This is a genomic window from Pseudoselenomonas ruminantium (genome assembly GCF_900104055.1).
In the GTDB taxonomy this organism is placed as follows: domain Bacteria; phylum Bacillota; class Negativicutes; order Selenomonadales; family Selenomonadaceae; genus Selenomonas_A; species Selenomonas_A ruminantium_C.
Genome location: NZ_FNJQ01000003.1, coordinates 92,100 through 109,150, shown reverse-complemented (window position 1 = coordinate 109,150; position 17,051 = coordinate 92,100). Strand labels below are relative to the sequence as shown.

Annotated in this window: 17 protein-coding genes and 1 CRISPR repeat array; of the genes, 13 read left to right on the top strand and 4 right to left on the bottom strand. The window is 45.5% G+C overall.

The window, feature by feature from the left end; all coding sequences use genetic code 11:
• Positions 1-17: 17 nt before the first annotated feature.
• Positions 18-191, top strand: a complete 174-nt coding sequence (locus BLQ59_RS02335) for a fructosamine kinase family protein (RefSeq protein WP_081342412.1) — start codon at positions 18-20, stop codon at positions 189-191.
• A 267-nt stretch (positions 192-458) separates the two neighbouring features.
• Here the strand turns inward: BLQ59_RS02335 and BLQ59_RS02330 are convergent, their stop codons facing one another.
• The 4 genes from BLQ59_RS02330 to cas2 all read right to left on the bottom strand — a co-directional run bounded on the left by BLQ59_RS02330 (position 459) and on the right by cas2 (position 4,729).
• A complete protein-coding gene (locus BLQ59_RS02330; protein ID WP_074571317.1) occupies positions 459-1,106 on the bottom strand; it encodes a hypothetical protein in 648 nt (215 codons plus the stop codon).
• A gap of 621 nt (positions 1,107-1,727) precedes the next feature.
• Positions 1,728-2,552 (bottom strand): viperin family antiviral radical SAM protein, encoded by an 825-nt coding sequence (locus BLQ59_RS02325; protein WP_074571316.1) that lies wholly within the window; start codon positions 2,550-2,552, stop codon positions 1,728-1,730.
• A gap of 121 nt (positions 2,553-2,673) precedes the next feature.
• A complete protein-coding gene (gene cas1, locus BLQ59_RS02320) occupies positions 2,674-3,654 on the bottom strand; it encodes a CRISPR-associated endonuclease Cas1 (RefSeq protein WP_074571315.1) in 981 nt (326 codons plus the stop codon).
• Positions 3,655-3,759: 105 nt separating this feature from the next.
• Positions 3,760-4,154: direct repeats of the CRISPR family, unit length 37 nt; unit sequence GTTACGATACCGCAAGCGGTAGTAGGGTACTGTCGAC.
• Positions 4,155-4,453: 299 nt separating this feature from the next.
• Positions 4,454-4,729 (bottom strand): CRISPR-associated endonuclease Cas2, encoded by a 276-nt coding sequence (cas2, locus tag BLQ59_RS02315; RefSeq protein WP_074571314.1) that lies wholly within the window; start codon positions 4,727-4,729, stop codon positions 4,454-4,456.
• A 247-nt stretch (positions 4,730-4,976) separates the two neighbouring features.
• Here cas2 and BLQ59_RS02310 point away from each other — a divergent pair, with 247 nt between their 5' ends.
• The 12 genes from BLQ59_RS02310 to BLQ59_RS02255 all read left to right on the top strand — a co-directional run bounded on the left by BLQ59_RS02310 (position 4,977) and on the right by BLQ59_RS02255 (position 17,040).
• Complete coding sequence (locus tag BLQ59_RS02310) at positions 4,977-6,614, top strand: Cas10/Cmr2 second palm domain-containing protein (RefSeq protein WP_074571313.1); 1,638 nt, start codon at positions 4,977-4,979, stop codon at positions 6,612-6,614.
• Positions 6,598-7,452, top strand: a complete 855-nt coding sequence (locus BLQ59_RS02305; RefSeq protein ID WP_074571312.1) for an RAMP superfamily CRISPR-associated protein — start codon at positions 6,598-6,600, stop codon at positions 7,450-7,452. The genes BLQ59_RS02310 and BLQ59_RS02305 overlap by 17 nt, the downstream gene beginning before the upstream one ends.
• Before the next feature lie 5 nt (positions 7,453-7,457).
• Positions 7,458-9,059, top strand: a complete 1,602-nt coding sequence (locus tag BLQ59_RS02300) for a hypothetical protein (RefSeq protein ID WP_218122853.1) — start codon at positions 7,458-7,460, stop codon at positions 9,057-9,059.
• Positions 9,049-10,440, top strand: a complete 1,392-nt coding sequence (locus tag BLQ59_RS02295; RefSeq protein WP_074571310.1) for an RAMP superfamily CRISPR-associated protein — start codon at positions 9,049-9,051, stop codon at positions 10,438-10,440. Before BLQ59_RS02300 ends, BLQ59_RS02295 begins: the two co-directional genes overlap by 11 nt.
• Positions 10,437-11,018, top strand: a complete 582-nt coding sequence (gene csx19, locus BLQ59_RS02290; protein ID WP_074571309.1) for a type III-D CRISPR-associated protein Csx19 — start codon at positions 10,437-10,439, stop codon at positions 11,016-11,018. The genes BLQ59_RS02295 and csx19 overlap by 4 nt, the downstream gene beginning before the upstream one ends.
• A 122-nt stretch (positions 11,019-11,140) precedes the next feature.
• Entirely contained in the window at positions 11,141-12,709 is a 1,569-nt protein-coding gene (locus tag BLQ59_RS02285; protein ID WP_256324579.1) for a TIGR03986 family type III CRISPR-associated RAMP protein, read from the top strand.
• Between the two features lie 25 nt (positions 12,710-12,734).
• A complete protein-coding gene (locus tag BLQ59_RS02280) occupies positions 12,735-14,540 on the top strand; it encodes a TM1812 family CRISPR-associated protein (protein ID WP_074571307.1) in 1,806 nt (601 codons plus the stop codon).
• A gap of 21 nt (positions 14,541-14,561) precedes the next feature.
• Complete coding sequence (gene cas6, locus BLQ59_RS02275; protein WP_074571306.1) at positions 14,562-15,377, top strand: CRISPR system precrRNA processing endoribonuclease RAMP protein Cas6; 816 nt, start codon at positions 14,562-14,564, stop codon at positions 15,375-15,377.
• Positions 15,378-15,593: 216 nt separating this feature from the next.
• Positions 15,594-15,776 carry a hypothetical protein gene (locus BLQ59_RS02270; protein WP_074571305.1) on the top strand — a complete coding sequence of 61 codons (183 nt, stop codon included), beginning with the start codon at positions 15,594-15,596 and terminating at the stop codon, positions 15,774-15,776.
• Between the two features lie 136 nt (positions 15,777-15,912).
• The gene (locus tag BLQ59_RS02265; RefSeq protein WP_074571304.1) at positions 15,913-16,098 is read left to right on the top strand and encodes a hypothetical protein; all 186 of its coding nucleotides are present in this window, start codon (positions 15,913-15,915) and stop codon (positions 16,096-16,098) included.
• A gap of 13 nt (positions 16,099-16,111) precedes the next feature.
• Complete coding sequence (locus tag BLQ59_RS02260; RefSeq protein ID WP_074571303.1) at positions 16,112-16,342, top strand: hypothetical protein; 231 nt, start codon at positions 16,112-16,114, stop codon at positions 16,340-16,342.
• A 149-nt stretch (positions 16,343-16,491) separates the two neighbouring features.
• The gene (locus BLQ59_RS02255; protein ID WP_176756697.1) at positions 16,492-17,040 is read left to right on the top strand and encodes a TM1812 family CRISPR-associated protein; all 549 of its coding nucleotides are present in this window, start codon (positions 16,492-16,494) and stop codon (positions 17,038-17,040) included.
• Positions 17,041-17,051 lie beyond the last annotated feature (11 nt).

Genomic DNA, 17,051 nt, shown 5'->3' with positions numbered 1-17,051 from the left:
TGACGTTTGTTTAAGAGGTGGATGGGGATATCATTGAGCCGACCTTTCCTTCGCTGTTCCATGGTGATCTGTGGAGTGGCAATGTCATGCCGGATGGCCAGGGAAGTCCGATGTTGATCGAGCCGGCGGTATATATGGGACATCATGAGGCCGATGCCATTCCTGTCTTATGGCGGTCAGAAGAATTTTAAGGTGATATGTATAAAGGTAAATGCTCTGAGTATTGTCTAAAAGTGATAACTTGCGAGTTAATGTAGAGAAAAGTTTATCCCAACCACCGTTTCTATAGCTAAGACTAGGGGACAGCGGTTGGGATAAATTTATGAAAACAAATAAAATTTTTGGCCAAATTATAGTTGTCGCAAAACATGATTTCGTAGGTATGAACTTTCAGTTTTGTTTTTGGCATTTTTGGGGAAAATACAGGTCATATTGACCTGTGACTCAGGGTGTAAGCATCATATCCGATGGACTGCAATAGGAGCTGCGATTATTTCAAGTTGTAGTACATCATCCAGCATATAGTGACTAAGGGCAAGTGTGATGATATCTGTTAGTATGAGATCGTCGTTATCCTTCTTGCCTATAAGCTTATCTAGGAAGGAAAGTACGGTAACGAAACCATCGGCAGGAATGCATTTTCTGGGCTTGGTATCCATTTTTATGGATGCTTCGCAGACAACGCGGGGATATTTTTTCTTTTTTTTGTACTTCTTAAATAAGGAACTTTCTTTTCGCGGGCGCTGTGGCTGAGTTCCTCCGGGAAAAGATGCAAAGTGACCTGGTGCATAGAAAAGGTGAACTTTTTGGTCGTTATAGGAAAAAAATAAGTCTTCTGAGGAAAGTCTGAATACAAAGTTGATATTAATAGTGAAAATTTTTCCTTTTGTATAACTGCATTTGCACGTGATGCCTAGGTCACTTTTATTGCTGAGAAGAAAATGGTCTTTGCCGGAGTAGGAATTGAAGAACATGGGCAGGGATTTGGCAATAATTTGCAGAGCTTCTGTCTGAGGAATGCTTTCTGACTGCATATAGGCAAGGGAATATGCGGTGAAAACAACATCGAAATGACAGCCCGCATATTGGAGTTCCTGATTATCCATGATAAGCTCCTTTCGTTACAATAGCATTATTATCCAGCTTTCACTATATATAACCAGGTGGATGATGTATATTTGGCATTCCTTATGAAAAAAATACAGACCCGGCTGGTCTGCATGATGAAAATATGAAATTGAAGTGTGTAAAAAATGTTGTAAACCAAGGTATAAGATTATACCGTAAGCGGTATTAGGGTACTGTCGAATAAAACAGTTCAGCCTACGGATTTACGTAGATCGTTACGATACCGCAAGCGGTATTTTTGCTTCTATCCCTTGTAAATCAAGGCTTACACGTGTCCACGGAAAAACTGAAAACCTCAACGGTAGAATGGGCCTCGCGGGCATGTGGGGGAGGTTTTCAGTTTTTATCAGTCAGTGGAACTGAACTATAGCCATCACTTCTGATTCAAATTATATCATAGCAATCTTAATGTTTGGGAATAATTTTGGCGGCAGCGTGAATAATATCTTTGGTCTCGATGGTTTCCTGGCAACATTTCAGCAATGAAACACATATTGCTGCTGCCGGTTCTTTCAGATGTCCGAAGGGATTGGCTGGTTTACCAAGTTTTATATTGGAGTAGCCAAGTCGTTAGGGAATAACAGCAATAATTAATGCTGTTAACCTGCATAGCGACTGGCGTAGGTAGCTTCGTCAAAGTGGTAACGATCGAATACGGTGCCGAAGTCTTCCGCAAGCAGGCTACCGACCACTTTGTATTCTTCGGTTTCGTCATCCAGTAACCGGCCCTGATTGTCCACCATGATATAGGATCTGGTCAGGTCGTTTTCGGGGACGATATCGTGGGATACTTCGGCATGTCGTTCAACGAAGCCATCGAAGTCAGCCTGGCTGACTAATAGCGGTGCATTGTTGAAGCCTTCGTGGATGAAAAGCTTCATTCGGAGCATTTTCCAGCGGGCGATGTCGAGTTCCTGGCCAATGATGGTGAGGTCTTCGTCCGCGTTGAGATTGGTGATGACCGTATTCAGTTTGATGCGGATGGTCGGATTGACGGAACGGGCAAGTGTTATCAGATGCGACAGCTTGTCGTAGGATAATACTTCCTGGGAGTTGTTGCAGGCGCCAAGTGCTATGAGCGTTTTGGGATTGATGCTGTCAACGGAGATTCCCAGGGTATCGAATTTTGCGAAGAGTTCCGGGGGCATGAGTTTGGGATTCAGCATCAGGGAACCATTGGTGATAATGGAGAGCTTGAAGCCCTGATCGTAGGCGTAGTTGACGATTGCTGCGAAGTCGCGGTGCAGAACCGGCTCACCGCCGGCGAAATTGATGGCATCTACGAGGCCGCTGGTTTTAAGGTTGTCAATGATATGTTTCCACTGGCCCAAGGTCAGGTCGTTGTGGTGGTCGAAGTGGGCGAAGCAGTATTTGCAAGCGTAGTTGCATTTCTGGGTGATGTGGAGGTTTACTTTGTAAGCCATGATGACGGCTCCTTTCTTTTATCGAGCGGTTGTTTGTCCTTCTAATAGATAAAACCGCGCTTAAGAAAGGTTTTTGGCATTTTTGGAAAAAAAATATAGGTCGGTTAGACCTGTGGGGAGATTACTGTTTTTTTTTATCGTGTTTAGTGGGATACAGGAGCTCCTGACGGAATGCTTCCACCCGTTTCTGTATCAGCTGGCGTGGCGATAGGCCATCGTATTCCTGATAAGTCTTTTCCATATAGTCTTCGTATTTTTGATACCAGGCATTGCGGGCTTCGTCGCTGAGAAGGCAGATATCTTCATCATCTTTGGCAAAATCCTGAGGTTTATATACCTGCAGCCGCAACAGATTCAGCACAAAGCGGTCAATCACCGGCTGACGGAACAGTTCCATAAGGTCGAAGACCAGGCTGTCCTTGCGATCATTGTTGCTGTGCAGAAAGCCTATGCGGGTGTCAAGTCCTTGGGCAATGACAGCTATGCGTACTTCACGTTCCAGAAAGGCATAGCCAAAGTTAAGCAGGGCGTTGGCCGGGTCAGTGGCCGGCCGGGTACGTCCCTTGAAATGCCATGTCCTGTTGTCGAGGAGTGCGCCGAAACCGGCAAAGTAATTTTGGGCACAGTTTCCCTCGATGCCACGCAGGCTGTCAGCAGAATCTGCCGTGTCCACTTTACTCCTTTCGGCCTTCAGCATCTTCAGCGCCTTAGTTAGTGCAGAATTTTGGCTTGAACGGGTGTAGCTCTTCAAAAGACGATATTGATTCCTTATCTTTTCGCTGACAACCGATTTTGCTAACTGCATGGACATATCATAATCTTCCAGGCAGGCAAATTGTTGCCTAATGACGGCAACAGAAGCATGTTCATTGGCTAACTGGCCTAGAAGCTGCCATTTCTTATTTAAGAAGAAAATGGGGATGTTATTTTCCAGACATGCAAAAACAGCCGGCGTAGAAATATTGGCCGCCGGTCCTACGACTATTGAAGTCAGCGAGCGGATGGGCATACGTCCAACCAGCCGGTTTTCTTTTTCAATTACAAGCCTGCCGCCATCTTTGCGGACAGTTGCTCCTTTGGATAGTAAATAAAGCACACCCATGGCATATCATCCTTAAGGTATGTAGAGTTTTGTTTCTTAGGGGATATCGTAAGCGCTAATAGGCTACTGTCGATTTGAAAGGAGATTGATCACTATGGCAAACGTGTTACGATACCGCAAGCAGTAGTAGGGGACTGTCGACGAACAATGGTGGTCCGTCATCTACTAAAGTAGAGACGTTACGATACCGCAAGCGGTAGTAGGGGACTGTCGACAGCAAATTTTAAAATTGTAGCACAAGCATCCACAGTTACGATACCGCAAGCGGTAGTAGGGTACTGTCGACAAGGAAACATACCAACTATGCTGAAGGAGAACCTGTTACGATACCGCAAGCGGTAGTAGGGTACTGTCGACGATGAGTGAATTCACTCAGGACGTCAAGAAGGAAGTTACGATACCGCAAGCGGTAGTAGGGTACTGTCGACCATGAGAAAGTACTACGAAGCAGATACCCTTGCAGGTTACGATACCGCAAGCGGTAGTAGGGTACTGTCGACGGCGATGCTCAGGAGCCTTGTGTGGCCTGGCCTCTCAACCCTATTTTTGAAAACCTTCGCCATTTTTGGTTAAAATCCTGCTTACTGTCAAAGTTTTTGTTTTGAAAATCCATAATTTTTGCCTCTCAGTTCTTGTATAATAAGCCTTCAGCGTGTCCACGGAAAAAACTGAAAACCTCGACGGTAGAATGGGGCTTGCGAACAGGTAGGGGAGGTTTTCAGTTTTTTGTTGATTCTTCTGTTGAGGAATATTATCCTGCCGGCATTATATCACGAATGGTTTGAGGATGCCATAGCGTTTACACGACAATAATAGGACGGTCTTCCTCTAGTGGTCGGCCGTGCATCAGAATATCTTTTTCGCAGGCTTTGCATACAGGAATAATCATCAGGAGTGGATTGGTGGCGCCGTCTGTTATCTGTTTCAGTTCCTGCCAGATATTCTTGATTTCTTTGTTATCACATTTACAGGAGAATACACTGAACTGAATGCGAAAAGCTCGGTCCTCTAGGTATTTGACTACATGGCTGCGGATTTTGTCTTCTTTGATATCATAGCAGATAATATACTTCACTTGTCTCGCCTCCTGAAGAATATTCTTCAAAGATTGAACTTATCCTTTGTTTTTGATAAAGATGGGGAATATTTTGTGAAATGGTTTGACTGATAGAGCTAGAGTGGGGATTACCTATACAATGGCAAAAGGTGGTCATATCAGGCACAGATGGCAGGATTTAGCTGAAAGAGGTCGAAGATTCTTAATTAAATATAGGACAGTAAATTTTGAAGATTTATTATAGTTGAGTGGTGGGAGGAAAGATATGGATTTTAAGGCGATACTTTTGGATACACGGTCAATCCAGCAATATATTTTCTCCGGGAATCAGCTTAAAACGAACATTGGTGCCTCCTATTTGGTGGAGAATCTTTTTGCTGATGCTTTGATTCGTGCAGTGGAAGAGGTATGTGGCGCAGGCTCTATCGATGAAGAAACCTGGCTTAAGGTGGCAGAACCGGATTGGGAGTCAATGTATACTGCATGTCGTGTGGGGTATATCGGCGGTGGTAATGCGCTTTTGCTGTTCCGTCCGGAGATAGAGACACAGAAGTTGCGGGATGTGGTCAGCACGTTTACGAAAATTGCTTTGGTGGAGTACCCTGGATTGAAAACCGGTGCAGCCATTGGCAATATCTCTCTGGATAAGAATGGGAATTTCTTGGGCAATGCAGATGGTAAGACAGGTCTGGATTTGTTGCACGAAGAATTGAAGAATGCACAGAATACTGTGTTTCCTGAGGTATCTCTGCCGTATACAGGACTGACTTTGTCCTGTGCAAGCAATGGTGAGACTGCAAATGTTTATGATAAAGAGGATAATCGGTTCTATTCCTGGGAGATAGAGACGAAAATTTTGGCTGACAGGAAAACTGCTGAACGGGAAGCACCAGCAGAGAAAGAGCTGTTGGACAAACTACGCAGCGTTGTTGCTGAAGAAGATAGGGATGACTATCTGAGAGGATGGGCGTTCCCTATGAAGTTTGACGAGCTGGGTCAGAAGGAGACAGAAGATTATCTGGCTGTTGTCCACATAGATGGCAATAATATGGGCAAGCAGTTCCGTGAATGCAGTACCCTTACGCAACGGAAAAACCTTTCCATCTCGATTCGCAAGAAAACTATCTGTGCGTTCAATGCCTTGGTGGATGATATCTTGTCATGCTATGATGATTGGCACTTCCTAAAGAAGATTGTGCGTCCAGATGGTGAAACTTTGCTGCCTGTTCGTCCTTTGATTTTGGGTGGCGATGATATGACTTTTGTCTGCCATGCGAAGCTTGCCCTGCAATTTACAGCTTTTGTTATGAGAGAACTGAAGGAAAATGGGATATGCAGCTGTGGAGGTATTGCTATTCTTCCTACTTCCTACCCATTCTTTAGAGGTTATGAGATGACCGAGCAGTTGTGCAGTGAGGCAAAGAAACGCATGCGTCAGGATGATGCTCCCTCCTGCTGGCTGGATTTTACTATTCTTCACGGGGAGCAAGCTCCTCAGCTGTCACAAATTCGTAAGCAGGAATATCATGATGTGTTGGGGCGCAATATGCACTTTGGCCCTTATCGGGTAGATGCTTCCGGGGATATGCCGGAAGCACTTGATAATCTGTTGCTGGCGATGCAGGAGGTACATTTTGGTCCGCACAAGATGCCCATGAGCAAGTTGAAAGAAATGCGCAGAGTCCTGGCCGCAGGCAGGCACGAGCAGGTTCAGTTCAAGCAGCAGCTTGATTATCTGATACGCAACAATCCGAACAGCAAAATGCGCCTCCCTGCTGTGGAAGCATGGAAAACCTACGAGAAGGAACTATGGGCAGAGAACCGTACACCATATTTGGATATGATTGAGATGCTGGATTTCTGTTTATTCAGGGAGGTGGAGAATAGTGGCAGGGAAGGATAAGAAAAAGGTAAGCAAAAAGGAACAGCGGGAGCAGGAAAAACAAAAACGCATAGTCAAGGCGCAAAATGCAGCCCAACATGCACATGAAAAGAAAAAGGAAAATTCTGTATCTGAACCATCGTTGAAGCGTAGCAACAAGGAGAAGGATAACGAAGCTAAAATGGGGAAAATTACCTATGATTCCTTTACCCTAAGGGTGCATACCCTGTCACCGTTGCATCTGGGCTCTGGTCAGGCTGATGTGAACGTGGATGCAGAGGTTGTCCATGATGAGGTGGGGCTGCCTTATTTCCCTGCCAAAAGACTGAAGGGGCTTTTGTATGAGAGCGCCCTGGAAGTGACCGAAATGAATACACCAATGGGAAACGGTGCAGAACTACGGCGGGAGCTGGAGGCTCTTTTCCACCACGGCAGTCAGGGGGAGGCCCGGCTTATCATACCGAACTTATATCTTGTTGGCTATGAAGAGATGAAGGATGATTGGCAGTATTTGCAGAGTGCCTATCCTGAGATTTTTACCGCTAATGATGTATTGGAACAGTATACATCTCTGCGCTATCAAACGAGATTGGACAGGATGACTGGTACGGCGGCAGATGGATCTCTCCATAATATGCGTGTAGTGGAAGCGGGGCTGAACTTTGAGGGGAGAATAGAGATTCTCGGCGGTACAGAGCGTCATTTCAAATTATTGGCGTTGGCTTTTAAGAATCTGACCCATGCGGGAGTTAAGCGAACTCGTGGCTTTGGATGTATTGACTGTCTTATGTTGCAAGGTGACAAAGATATACGTACTCCCTTGATAAGGGATGTGTTCAAGGAGGGAAAGAGTAAATGAGGCAGATGGCCATTAAAATCAAAACGGTTTCGCCGGTTATTCTTTCCACCAGGGGCAATACCGACGTTATGACCGCCACCTATGATTATTTCTCTGGTAATGTCCTGCGGGGAATACTGGCAGGACGCTATATCCAGAAGGCGGGCTTAGGAAAGAAAGCTCATGAGAATGCGGATTTTGTAGAGTTGTTTTTCCAAAAGCTTCGCTTTGTAGATGCCTATCCTGTAAACCAAACTACAGGATGCAGGAGCATGGTCATGCCGTTATCTTTGCAAAAAATCAAGGATGGAAACAGCATCATTGACCTGCTGCAGCAGGATTCAGAGGCAAACTACAAGCCTCTTAGGGGCTTTGGCTCCATTGAGCAGGGAAAAATTTACTCCACGGAAATACAGAAAAACATCACCCTGCATATGAGCCGTAGTGATAGTGGCAGCCAGGATGGCAAAGAACGTCTGGCCGGACGTTCCATCAAGGGTGGCATCTATAATTACGAATCAATAGCACCTGGCCAGTCCTTTGAAGGATATATCTTTGGCAATCAGGAAGCGCTGGAAAAGCTGATGAAGGTGCTACAGGAGAATGTATGGCTGGCTCATGTAGGTCGTTCCCAATACACGCAGTATGGCAGTTGCAGTATTGAGTTAGGCGAGATAGAGGATTTACCTGTGGCGCAGAAGGCAGAGGGCAGAAGTGTCTGCCTGCGCCTGGAAACGCCCCTGCTGCTTGCTGGTCTATCCAATGATGCCCAAGAAGGATTGAACGAATTCGCCAGGGCAATGAATGAGTGCTGCCAAAGAGAGGCGTTCCATATTCAGAGCGGGAAACGGAAGATATTTTCCAAGGCTGAAAAAGTTGACAGCTTTGTGGGCGTCTGGGGGATGAAGTGTCCAAGGCTGAATGCTTTGGCTGCAGGTACTATCTTCATTATTCAGAAGGAAGATGATTGGAACGATGAAGACTGGAAGCATCTGATCCGGCTCTGCTACGAGGGTATCGGACTCCGTACTGAGGAAGGATATGGGCAGGTTCGTGTATGGCAGTGCCCCAAGTTGAAATATGCCAAAACGCCAGACAAGGTAAGACCGGCACGACAGGCTGTCAAATCAAGTCAAGTAAGCAAGTATGCCCAGGAGATTGTGAAAAAGAAGATGCGGGAAGCTGTCAGACTTTTTGCCGCAGAAGATGTGGAACAGGCAAGAAAATATTTTCCACAGGATGCCAATCACCTCTTCGCACGTTTGGATAGTATGTTGGACGAAAAGAGTGCCTACTGCCGCAGTAATATGCAAAATAGCCTGGAGGCAGAAAAAGGTGGTGAGAGTACGCCCTTGACCCGGATGCTGCGCAAAGTAGAGGTCAGCGGGACAAGCCTGGGCGAACTGCTGGAAAATGCTCCCCTTGCGCAAATGCCTTACAATAATCAAAAGCATGATTGGCAAAGTGTGCTGTCACCGAAGATCCACGAGGTTCTGGCAGACATCGATGACAAGCTGTCTTTGGAAGAATTGAAAACGAATGACAAGCTCTTCTATGAATATTGGCATTGGTTCTTCCGCAATGGTCGTAAAGCCGAGAAGCTGGAAAGGTGGTGGGATGATGAATAAGGAAAGCATTCGTGGCAAGCTCTGCATAGAGGGAAATCTAGTGCTGAAGGCCCCGCTGCTGATAGGTATGGGAGGTCATGAGGAAGGCAATCAGATAGATATTCAGATTATGAAGGATAAGAATGGCGATGCCTTTATCCCCGGCACCTCTCTGGCAGGTGTGTTGCGCCAATATGTTGAGACGGAGAATCCCCGGGCAGCGGCACTGCTTTTCGGTACTGATTTGGAGCAGCCCTCCGCCTATGAAATGGAACTGCAAAGCTCCACCATCATCCATGACATCAAGCTCAGCGACGTTGCTCTTGTCCATCGTGATAGCGTCAATCTGGATGGACTGACGGGGACTGGTATCAAGCATGGCAAGTTCGATTATGAGGTCATCGATCAGGGAGCCCATGGCACCTTTATGGCAGAAATTATTCTGCGAAATATCCATGAAAATGACAGAGACTTGCTGGAAAGCACTCTTATGCGGTTGGGGCACCATCTAGCAGATGGGTTTCATTTGGGAGCGCGTACAGCCATTGGTTTTGGCAAGGTCGTTCTGGAGAATATAACTACAGATGTGTATGACTTCCAAAATGCAGATGATACGGCAGCCTATTTTATGGACAGGCCACCTAGGCAACACAAAACTTTCAAAAGAAATACTTCTGAACATGCCTATTCTGCAGACAGTTTTGTAGTAGATGCAGACTTTCTGCTGGAAGGGGGGCTTATGGTTCGTGACAGCGATAAGTCCCATCTGGTCGTCGGCGAGGAAGAGAATGGCAAAATTGATGCCATTATGATGCGCGACAGCGATGGGAACTGGTGTGTGCCTGGCTCCAGTATTAAGGGAGTGCTGCGTCATCGATGTGAGTACATACTCCAATCCCTGGGAAAGAATACGGATATGCTGGAATCCCTTATGGGGCCTGACCCACAGAAAATGCGGGAGCATCTTTCCAAAAAATCCCGCAGCCGCTTTTTGGTGGATGAAATCCGCTTGAGCGATGCTGTGCAGCCTTATCAGCAGACACGCATAAGAGTAGACCGCTTCACAGGCGGCACCATAGATTCAGCTCTGTTTACCTCGATGCCTGTCTGGCAAAAGGATATGGATAAGTGTGCCCTCGCCATGCACTGGGAAATCCATCATGCCCAGCCTTGGGAAATAGGTCTGGCATTGTTGCTGCTCAAGGATGCCTGGTTGGGAAGGATTGCCATTGGCAGCGGCAAAGCTATAGGTTATGGCAGACTGCGTGGTCTGGAGGCAAAACTATACTATAAAGGTAAGCCATTCTCACGCCTGTCTGGCTCAAGTATCCAGCCGGAAGAGGCTGGGAAGTTGCAGGAATTTGTCGATGCGTTCATAAATATGAAGGAGGCAGGGGCATGAATCGTGAAGCGCTTTTGAAGCCTACGGAGATCAAAGCCGGCAAGAGCCTCATAAAAGATATAGCCATTCCTGCTAGCATAGCTGCCTTGCAGGTAAAATTGCAGGAATTGGATTTTCAAACGGGATTCTTTGTCCTTTGGCAGATTGATGCCATTAGTTGGGGAAAATGGGAAAGCGGTCAGCTGCATTTTTCAAAGGCAGTCCCACGGGATGGATTGCTGCTGGAAGTGCGGGGGTTCAATGACAATGAAGAACTTCACCTGTTGAAGCAGGGAGGCAGCTTTCAAGGCCGTTACCGCAAAGATGGCGAAGGAGCGGAGTCTGAGTATATAGATTCTGCCTCCAGATTTTGGGGAAGGAAAACAGAGTCTCAGGAGTGTGCGGAAGGTTTCATGAGACTGGTTGACAGTGACCGCAAGCTGCAAATGCTGCTCCCGGTAGTAGATGAAGATGCAGAATACTATGCATTAGAAACCCGTAGTTATGTAGGAATAAATGAGAAGACTGCCCAGGCAGGGTATGTGGACTACAGGTTTAAGGCAATATTGCCGGTTTTCGTGAAAGGAGATGCAAGGTGATGCCCAGGCAAGCAACAGCCACATATAACTTCGTATCCCTGCCGCCAAAGGTATTGCCTGCGCCCTTTGACGGCGGGGCAGAATCTGATGAGGAGCGGCAAGAGAACTACCGCAGCCATGTATTGGCAAATGGGAAATTAAGCGGTTACATTTGCCTTTCCATCAAAACCATGACAAGCATTTTCGTGGGCAACGGTGGCAGTGAGTTTTTCAGTCCTAATGGAGTTCCTGTCATCCCGGGCAGCTCTATCCGCGGCATGGTAAAGAATATCTTTAAGATAGTGACCTGTGGTGCCATGCGCAGCGATAAGGAAGATTCCGACTTCAATGACAAGCATTTGTATTTCCGTGCAATGGCTGCAAAGAAGGGGGGAGACGTAAAAAAATGCTATCTCCGCCAGGCATATACATCTCGCGTAAAGAAAGAGAATGTGCAGGCAGGCTTTTTGATTCACAACAAGGTTGAAAACCAATATTACATGGTATATACCATCGTAAAGGAGATGAAAGGCAGGGCAGCAGAGGTTAATGCAAAATCTCCCAGCATATATTGGGAAAATAGCGGTGTGACTACTTATACGGGGCCTATGAAAGGGGGGCGGAATCCGAAAAGTCATTATACTATCCATGAACTGCCAAACTGGTCACAAAAAGTTTTGGTGGAGCAGGAGGTGGTTGAAGCTTATAAAACGGATGAGACGCGCAAAGGTGTAGATATATTTACATCTCCATATTGCAAGAGAAATGGTGAGGCTGTTGATTTTACAGGGGATTCCGAAATTGACTTCGTTGCTCCCTGCTTCTTCATGGAAGAGAATGGACATATAGGACATTTCGGTTATGGCAGGTTTTATCGCATACCTTATAGGCAGTCCATTGGCATGGCGGTGCCAAAAGGCTTGCAGACAGATACTATCGACTATACCGATGCTATTTTTGGCCGTAAGGAGCTATGGGGAAGCAGGCTTTCTTTTGAGAATGCTGTCTGCACCAGCGGCAGGGCTGCTCAGGAAAATCTTGCCTATGCTCGGATCCTCAGTAATCCTAAACCCACATCTTTCCAGCTTTATCTGAAGCAGGATGATCCCACGCAAATCATGCATTGGGATTCTAATGGTGCCCGCATACGCGGATATAAGATGTACTGGCATAAGAGAATGTCATGGAAAAACCAGGAGCAGAAAGATAGTACGATGTGCCCCCATCCTATACACCCGGTAAAGTCCGGTCAGGTATTCAAAAGCAGGATACGCTTTGAGCGACTCAGCAGGGATGAGTTGGGAGCGTTGTTGAAAGTTTTTGAGTTTGCTCAGAAAGATAAGGATATTTGCTTCAAAATTGGACAGGGGAAATCTATAGGCCTTGGTAGCATCCGTGTGGAAGCTATGTTGAAACTGGATGGGGATTCCTATTACAAGCAGCTTTTTGATGATAGCGGGCAGTGGCATACCGCTGAAACATCAGCAGATTTTTCCAAGTATGTGGCAGAATTTGAAGAAAAACTGAAGTCTGGCTTGTCCAAAGAGGATTATCACCGTTATCAGATTGCTCAAGGCGAACTTTCGCATATGTTGGACTGGAAGAACACCACGCGTCCTGATTGGGAAAATAAAACCACTGCCATGAGTATTAATGATCCGGAAAAGCCGTTCCAATATCGCTGGGTACTGCCGACAGCCAGGAAAGTATAGCTGCAAATAGCAGGGGGGACAATATATGTCGAATAAGCCTGTTTATAATATCATGCTGGCCTTCGTCAGCCTGGTGCAGCAAAGGAGCATAGATAAGCCGATACGCTACTGGGGAGTGGGGGGGAAGCCTTATAAGGCTATACAGACCAATGAATCTGCCATCATCGCGATACAGCGCGAGTTGGGAGACAATCCTTTAGATGCCGTATTTTTGGTGTCCAGTGAAAAGGTGGAGACTTATGATGCTCCAAAGACTGAGAAGTATGGGATGCTCACCCATATAAATTTCCTCAAGAAGCGGCTCATAGAGGCTGATGAGCGCTTGGCCGATAAACTGCACAGCATAGGATATTATGACGGCTTGGACAATATCGACGAATCCTTGCGAAATGTCACAAAGATTGCGGGGCAGATAATGGCCTATGCCCAGGAGCATCCCAATGCCAGGGTAAGGCTCTATGCTGATATGACAGGGGGATTCCGATATAACTCCGTGATAATGCTGACGATAATGCAACTTTTGCAGTATAACGGCATCGAGCTAGGCAAAGTTCTCTATTCTGACCCGGAAAGGCAGACTGTTTTTGATGCCACCTCGCTCTTGGGGCTGTTCAACCTGATTAACGGTGCAGATGAATTCGTCAAATTCGGTAGTGTGGAGGGCCTGCAGGAATACTTCAGGACAGCACCGAAAACAGAGGCACTCGGCAATTTGCTGAAAGCCATGCAACGTTTCTCTGATGCCATCAAGATGTGCAGGACAAGTCTCATTAAGGATGAGCTGAAGACACTGAACGTCTACTTGAAGGATTTCCAAGAAAATCATGGAGATACACTACAGGAAAATCTCTTTGCCAGTATCATTACCACTCTCCAAAATGAATACGGGCCGCTGATTCAGGGGGAAGCCACGGAATTTGATATTATCCGCTGGTGTACCAACAAGGGCTTTCTGCAACAGGCTATGACACTTTGTACAGAGTGGCTGCCGTCGTATTTGGTAAATAAAAAAATAGCTTACACGGATAGTCCCAGAGTTTTACTATACTGCGAGAAAGAAGGCAGGAAGCAGGGACGTTCATGGCAGCAGTATTTCATTGCTACTTATACAGACAGTAAATATTCGAAAAATGATGCTGATCATTTGACCTTAGCAGAATTCATAAAAGCAGATATTCTAGCATTTAATTCTGGAAACAAAGATACAGAAGACTTGAAAAGCTCTAAGTATCCTCAGGTGGTTTCGTTTTGCGATGCGTTGAAAAAGGCAGATTACGATTTCATTCTATTAAAAAGCAGAATGTTAACATTTGAGGACTTTGAAGAGAAATATGCGATGTTGGGGAAAGCCCTGCGGGCTATTCACCATGAAGGCCAACGTAATACAAAGAGAAAGAAGTCCATTCATGATTTTTGCTATGACATCGCTTTGGAAAACATTGTCAATAGAATAGCCGAACTGCAAGAGCAACAAATCTATGACTTGTTTGCAATCCCTAACGAGGAATATGGTGAAGGGAAAATGGCCGAAGATGTGCGCAATGAATTTTTGAGTGTTTTGGATGATAAATGGAACAAGCACTCCGCTCGCTATGAATCCCTATATAGCAAGTATTATCTCAAAAGTAACTATCATTATAAAGAAATGCTGGTATGTCTAAAGGAATATTTTAACATTCGTGTGGAGCGCAACCAAATCAATCATGCCAATACAGAAGATGTTACCTCTGTCGATGAGGTGCGCTCAATGATTTTTAATTCGCTAGAGCATTGGGAATGCTTAGTTACAGCAAGTTCAAATAAGGGCAGTAAATTGGCTGCCAAAAAATAAGATGGAGAATGGTTAATTGCAATGATTGGTGCTATAGTATATGAGCTGAGAGCTTTAAACACTGACAGCTTGCCATTGTATCATGGCCAGCAGATGCATGGCTTGTGTTTCAAAATATTAAAAGATTACTCGCCAGTAATGGCTGACTACATCCATAATCAAATGTTAATCAAGCCTTTTACCGCTGCAGAGTTGGCATTCTACGGAAAAATAAGCGCAACTAACAATCGGCTGTATATCAAGGAGGGACAGCTGCTAAGATGGCGTGTGACTGCATTGAGTGATGAGGTTTTGCAGGCATTTCTGAGTTTGCAGCCAGGTTATAAGATTTATTTAGGAAATCTGCAGCTGGATGTGGAACGTGTATATGCAGACCCGGAACTATGTGAGTATTCTGGAGTAGTAGAACCAACAGAAATGATGGCAGAGTGCTTCTCCTGCGCTCTGCCATCATCTATAACGATGGATTTTCAATCTGCTACTACCTTCAGGTCAGGCAAAAATGATTTTCCCTGGCCCTTGCCAGAGTATGTATTCGGCTCATTGGCAGATAAGTGGGCGGCGCTAAGGATGCCTGGGGATATATCGAGGACGTTAGTAGCTGAAGCGGCCTCCGCTATTCTTCCACTGTCCTGGCAGGGGAAAAGTTGTTGGATTAAGCTATCTCCCCAGCGCAGCGCCAGATGTTTTGTAGGCAGGTTCACCTATGGGGTGAATAATCTCTCGGATACATACAAGGGGATCTTGGCCGTACTTGCCGCTTATGCGGAATTTGCAGGGGTAGGTCGCTGGACATCCCATGGGTTGGGGCAGGTGCGCATTATAGATAAAAATTGATAACGGTATCCTATATACAGGCACAAGCCTGTATTTTTTTTACCTAAAATGCCAAAACGAAAGTACAGGAATGGTTATATATGATGAAAGGGTTAATAGAGCAAAAAGGAGCGTGCAGCGTGATGAACATAAATTTTTGAAGAAATGCCAAAACCCGTAGCTGGGAATGGTTATATTAAGTGAGAGGTTAAATAACTTATTAAGGAGGCGCTTGAAATGAAGAAGGAAATTATTGGCGGTGGCATCGGAGCTTTAGTAGGTCGAGCTATTGGCGGTATTGGAATCGCAGCTATGGGAGGAGCTGTAGGCATCCCCGCGGCTATTGTTACAATGGTAGCAGCAGTCGGTGGAGCTGCTATGGGAAATCAGGTTGTCAAGCTTTTTGATGATGAGAAGTAATACCGATGATTGATAGGAGATTGTATGAAGCTGGTCAGGAGGTTAGCAAAAAATTTTTGATAAAATGCCAAAAATCGTAACTAGGAATGGTTATATTAAGTGAAAGGTTAAATAACTTATTAAGGAGGCGCTTGAAATGAAGAAAGAAATTATTGGCGGTGGCATCGGAGTTTTAGTTGGACGGTCTATTGGAGGTATCGGAATCGCAGCTATGGGAGGAGCTGTAGGTATCCCGGCAGCAGCGGTTACAGTGGTAGCAGCAGTCGGTGGAGCTGCTATAGGGAATCAAGTTGGCAAACTTTTTGATGATGAGAAAAAGTAAGGAGGAATTCATCATGATGAAGAACAACATTGCAAGCAGTGAAAAGACAGTAGGAACTGGTATTGGTGGGGAGATGGGCGTTGGTACTATCATAGATTGTTCATCGCCAATATTTATTGTATCAGTCATTGCCCCGACTGTTGTCCCCATCATCATAGCTGCAGGTGGTGTAGTTGGCGCTGTGGGCAGATGGCTGGGCAGAGATTCTTTTGGACTCAAGCCTATTGCATTTGCGGGCAGGTAAAGACGATTGCTTTGTAGAATATATATGCCTAGAAGGATATTGATTACGAAATGGAGATGACTGAAATGCGAAAGGTGTTTTTTTCTACGGTTATGATGACCCCTGATGATCCAGAGAAAAGGGTACTCTACCAAAGTCGTGATTTTGACATGGGTAACAGAAATTATTTTGCACCCATCTCCTATTTGCTGGATGCCAACATAGATGAAAAGGATGATATACTAATCATCACCACCCTGACGCAGACCACTAATCCGGAAAAAAACTATAAAATCTTGAGAAAAGAAATGGAGGAAATTCTGGAAGACCATAAGGCAAAGGCTACTTTCGTAGAAATCTATGAACCTGACCACACGAAACAACGCGATGAGATGGATTCGCTGACCTTCAGTCGTCACTTCCAGGAGATTTCCGATTACTTCCAGGATGGTGACCGCATCTATGCTGATATGACCTTTGGTATGAAGTGCAATACCATCTGCAGTTTGATTGCCATGTCCTACGCAGCTAAGGCTGGAAAAGATGTTGACGTGGATTGCATGGTATATGCCCAGTATTATCGAGGAGATTCAAATACTTCGGCAACTTCTGATATTATCGATATAACCAGTCTGTTCTATATTAACACTCTGGTAAACAATACTAAGCCCGGCCAGAAAAAGAGCACGGATGAATTCCTGAGGTTTATGATTGGTTAAATAAGGCGGTG